We start from the raw sequence: 4,876 nt of genomic DNA on the forward strand, positions 1-4,876 counted from the left end.
ATCTGGAGGAGGCCTTGAGTCAATGGCTGGTATGATTAAAGAAATCAAAGCAGGGATAGAGAAGTAATAGAGAAAAGACACACTGAGACAAAAGTATTTTAGTTGAAAGTAAATCCGAATGATTAATCAAATCATTCGGATTTTTTTATTGTTGTGGAAAGAATATAGGTTTCATATCTGTAGCTGCTTCTAGCTGTTGATTGAAGTGTTTAGTTATATCTCACTCTCATTTTTTGGTGAACATTTTTCTGTCTGGCAGTGGTTTTAACTATAAAACGTTATAAACTGAACGAATACTAAAGAGCAAAGCGCAGGTATTTTCTTCTCTTTAGGTGTCTTTCTACTTATTAAATTAAGTTTATTAATAGGTGATTTTATCCATTTTCGTTCCAGAAGGAAAAAGATACAAGTTTAGTGATTAATTGAATAGCGAGAGGGAACGGAAAAAAGAGGAAAAAATCTCTAAAAGGAATTTAGTATATTAAAGGAGGAGTTAACATGTTTCGTCATCAAAAAGAACTGCAATTTGAAGTCAAAGTAGATCGCCCCGATCCGATGCTTGCTCGTCAGATTCAAGAAGTACTAGGTGGACAATTCGGTGAAATGACGGTAATGATGCAATACCTCTTTCAAGGATTTAACTGTCGAGGAGAAGAGAAATATAAAGATATGCTGATGGATATAGGTACAGAAGAAATTGGACACGTAGAGATGCTTTGTTCACTTATTAGTCAATTACTTGATGGAGCATCTCCAGAAGATCAAGCAGAAGCTGCGAAAGATCCTGCAACAGCAGCTATCATGGGAGGAATTAATCCTCAGCATTTATTAGTGAGCGGGCTTGGTGGTTTGCCTACTAATTCAAATGGAGTTCCATGGAACGGTTCATATATCGTAGCAAGCGGCAATTTATTAGCAGACATGCGTTCGAACTTGCATGCAGAAAGCCAAGGTAGACTTCAAGTAGCTAGGTTATACCATATGACAAAAGATGAAGGTGTACGCGCGACATTCCGCAAAATGCTAGCGCGTGATCGCTATCACCAGTATCAGTGGATGGAAGCTATAAACGAACTAGAAGAAAAAAATGGAGTAGTTGTTCCTGCATCTTTCCCTCCCGAGGCTGAAAAAGAATCACAGCCAGAAGCTTATGAGTTTTGGAACCTCTCAGAAGGCGCTGAATCAGAAGAGGGACCGTGGGCTACTGGAAGTGCCCCAGACGGAAGCGGTGAATATGTATACATCAAAGACCCTGTAGCAAAAGGACAGGTTCCCAATCCGGAAATTCCTGATACTTCGTTGCATCATGATTTAACTCGTAAAAAAGTTTCCTCTAAATAAAAGAAAGAAAGGCCCTCGATATGYGCGAGAGGTCTTTTTTTTGCCTATAACAAAGGGTGTTATCCACGCGTTTCAGTCAAGTTACCTTTTAATATCTAGAATAAAAAAGCCGCATAGGGAAAAAGTAGGTATGTGCATATGTTAGTTTAAGAAAACAATCAAGCAATGTCAGTAAAAGGAGTGTCTGATATGTATTATTACAAAGAAGGATTAATCAATGGTATTAAACCGGATAAGCCCGATCCTGCGGCCGCGAAGGTACTGCAAGAAGCCTTAGGCGGGCAGTTTGGTGAAATGCGGACGATGATGCAATATTTCTTTCAAAGCTCTAACTTCAGAGGAAAAGAGACGCAGTATCGCGATTTAATGAAAGGTGTTTTTTTAGAAGAAATTGCTCATGTAGAACTCGTTCAAAATACCATTAATGCATTATTAGATGAATCTGGCGGAGCCGGGGTAGGAAGTCAAGGTTCAGATCAGGCTCCTCTTGATGAAACTGTAAAACATGCTAATCCTCATCACTATATCATGGGCGCTCAAAGCTCACTGCCAGTAGATGCGGGCGGAAATCCATGGAACGGCTCGTGGGTTTATAATCACGGAAATCTAGTGGCTGATTTGCTCAATAACGTTGTATTAGAATCAACCGGCGTTTTACAAAAAACAAGAATATACGAAATGAGTTCTAACCAAACGTTAAGAGAAACGCTAGGTTTCTTAATCGTTCGAGATAATGCTCATCAAAATGCGTTTGCAAAAGCTCTTGAAACATTAGGCGTGGACTGGGGAAAACTATTCCCTGTACCAAATTATGATATTAACAAATACCCTGAATGCAGAAAATTTGTCGAGATGGGGTATCATAACACGCAATTTGATTTTAGGTTAGATCCGCATCGAATGGGAGAAATATTTCAAGGGCAGACGCCAAGCAGAAATGGCGGAGACTTGAGCGTAACACCTCCACCGGAAGCTTTTCCAGTCCCTCATTTATCTGAAATGCCAAATGAGCATGCTCCAGGTTTAGGAGATATGAACGCATAAAAGTATGTGAGTCGAATTTAATTAAACAAAGCTGAAATAAATAAAAAACATTGACTGAGAGCTAGTAGTCAATGTTTTTTTATTTGCTTTAGCGAAATTCTTTCATTTGTCTAGCGCAAAGCACATCTCGCCATTCCTGTAAGCGCATGATAAAGGGCTTTTTTACATCTGTTTGTGAATTTATTTGTTTTTTACAAGAAGAAAAGGGAATACTTTCTTTAATCGCTTGTGATAGAAAGCTAATAAGGGGTATGCTGCTATGAGTAACCAAAAAGATGAATTTTTATTTAAACGAGAGCTCTATCGCTTAGTACAAGAATACAAACGCTGCAAAGTTGAAGAAATTAGACGGGCAATTAAAAAGGATATTCTTCTTTTGAAGAAGGTTATAAATAACTAAAATAGATAAACACCGGCAAAAAAGCTCATGTTAGTTAATAAATGAGCTTTTTTTGCTGCTTTCAACTTGTTCAAACGAATTAATATGTCTATAAATAGTCTCAGGAAGATGATGGACCATGTTAAACAGAGCTAACGCAGTTGTTTCTGGTTCTTCATAACGATAAATGATATCGTTTTCAATATCGCAGATTTGAAAACTGTTTAATTGTTTTGAATAACTTAGTGTAAACCTATTGGCAAGAGTATGAGTAATGTCGCTATCTCTATAATTTACTAAATTTGCTATCATGTGCTTAATTTCAGTTAGGTTCATCCACCAAGTCACCCTTTCATGTTATTGAAGTTATCATACCATGTACAGGTAGTTTGAATGCTTTTTTTTACAATTTGTAACAACAATTTTCAAAATGAAACATAAAGGTAATAAAAAGTTAAAACGAGCAGCTTAACGCAAGCCGAACATTTCCTATGAGGAGGTAGGTTTTTCTTTGCAGTAGGTCAACTCCAACTTTTTATCTGCGATTTCTTTTAGCCCAATACGAATCATACTGAATACTAAAATCCATAATATAACCGTTAAAATTGTATGTCCAGCGGGCAACATACCTAGTATAGGTGAGTCCCAAAGAGCGTGCATAAAAACGACAAGCAAAAATACACCGAGAAATTTTGGTTTTATCAACATGCTCCACTGAAATTTCTTATCTCCTTGGACGATGCAGACGGCAGCTCCAGTCAAGGCAGCCCAAGCCACATGTCCTCCAGGAGCAAAAATACTGCGCCAAAGTATTGTAGAATAAAGCATGTGAAAGCTGCCTGAAAGAAGTGCCCTTAAAGCATAGCCAGCGGTTTCAAAAGCAGCAAAACCAGCTCCTATTGCAGCTCCCAAGAGGAGCCCGTTAAGCACATATCTATATTTAAGATTGCGCACAAAATAAATAACCGCGATAACTTTAGCCAGTTCCTCGCATATTCCAATCACGATCACGTTTGTGTTATTTCCAAGAATATCATAAAACACAAGTGCTAATAAAAGTGAAAGGATTCCGCCAATAAAAACGACATAAACAATTTTGTAAATAGCAATATTCTGCGGAGCGTTCATTTCCCAAAAGAAAATAAGCGTAGTAAATGGCACTGCAAAAGCACCGACTACAATGAGACCGGGTATGAAGTTGATGTTTTCGAACAAGCTTACGCCTAGATATAGCCCTAAGTATGCGACAAGCGCAATAAGAAAGACTCTTGCAAAAAGCCAAGGCTTTGGCCATGTATTTACAACTTCTTCTATTTTGGGAGTCGTAAGCCCTGTTCCTACAATAAAAAGCCGTTCAGCTTCCATTTCACTGTGCTGTCGGAAGACTCGAGAGAATATATTTCGAAATTTAGGTTCAACCGAACGTTCATTTCTTGGGATTTTATCAACACGATGGGCAAACAAGTAGAATATGCTGTAGTTTTCGTCGTGTTCCACGATTTCATGGCCGCAATTTAAGCAGAATTTTACCCCTTCCGGATTAGAATAAGCGCAATGGGGGCATTTCATTTATCTTCCTCCTTTTTCTAGATACAAATCGTTTGACGCTTGTCTTAGGACATCTTCTACATATATTATGTGAACTGATGAAAAAAGCATAAGAGGGTTTGATAGGTAATTTGCTTAAATAATGGAATGGTATGTGTATAAAAGACAGAAGCTATTGCTAAAAGAGACCTCATAAAACAAAAAAAGGCTGTGTCGTAAGCCGAACATTCGACTTACAGCACAGCCCTTTATATGATTGAAAATCTGGATTTAACCCTGTTTTCTTTACAATGCTACTACGCAATAAAAAAGCTTCCTGAAATAAAAACGATGACACCAATGACCATCATTAATGTTTCGCGGTCTTTTTTTCCTGGTTTTTTATTAGCAGGAAGCAGCGATTTTGAAAGAGGCTTGGCAAAAATGATGACAAGCATGCAAACAGCAGCAAAGATGCCAAGCGCCACCTGAAAATTACCTTCAATAAAGACGCATGCCATTAAAAGTATAAGACTTATTTTTAGAAAAATTTTTGATAGGTTCACTATCAACACTCCTTTAGAA

General features: G+C 37.9%; 6 protein-coding genes. 3 read left to right on the plus strand and 3 right to left on the minus strand.

Annotation, left to right across the window (positions count from 1 at the left end):
• Window positions 1-498 precede the first annotated feature (498 nt).
• The 3 genes from AC1DRF_RS16735 (at window position 499) to AC1DRF_RS16745 (ending at window position 2,785) form a co-directional block, all read left to right on the plus strand.
• Window positions 499-1,341 carry a manganese catalase gene (locus AC1DRF_RS16735; RefSeq protein WP_034650592.1) on the plus strand — a complete coding sequence of 281 codons (843 nt, stop codon included), beginning with the start codon at window positions 499-501 and terminating at the stop codon, window positions 1,339-1,341.
• Between the two features lie 189 nt (window positions 1,342-1,530).
• Window positions 1,531-2,385: a manganese catalase family protein gene (locus AC1DRF_RS16740; RefSeq protein ID WP_230183402.1), complete on the plus strand. Its 855-nt coding sequence runs from the start codon at window positions 1,531-1,533 to the stop codon at window positions 2,383-2,385.
• 259 nt (window positions 2,386-2,644) lie between these two features.
• On the plus strand, window positions 2,645-2,785 hold the full coding sequence (locus tag AC1DRF_RS16745; RefSeq protein ID WP_013057884.1) for a hypothetical protein: 141 nt from the start codon (window positions 2,645-2,647) through the stop codon (window positions 2,783-2,785).
• Window positions 2,786-2,815: 30 nt separating this feature from the next.
• Here the strand turns inward: AC1DRF_RS16745 and AC1DRF_RS16750 are convergent, their stop codons facing one another.
• From AC1DRF_RS16750 to AC1DRF_RS16760, 3 genes are all read right to left on the minus strand, one after another.
• Window positions 2,816-3,112 carry a hypothetical protein gene (locus AC1DRF_RS16750; RefSeq protein WP_477741200.1) on the minus strand — a complete coding sequence of 99 codons (297 nt, stop codon included), beginning with the start codon at window positions 3,110-3,112 and terminating at the stop codon, window positions 2,816-2,818.
• Between the two features lie 141 nt (window positions 3,113-3,253).
• Complete coding sequence (locus AC1DRF_RS16755) at window positions 3,254-4,333, minus strand: PrsW family intramembrane metalloprotease (protein ID WP_477741201.1); 1,080 nt, start codon at window positions 4,331-4,333, stop codon at window positions 3,254-3,256.
• 275 nt (window positions 4,334-4,608) lie between these two features.
• Window positions 4,609-4,876 (minus strand): hypothetical protein (locus AC1DRF_RS16760; protein WP_477741202.1); only part of this gene is annotated, 268 nt, incomplete at its 5' end.

It is taken from the genome of Priestia sp. P5_B4 (assembly GCF_056400385.1).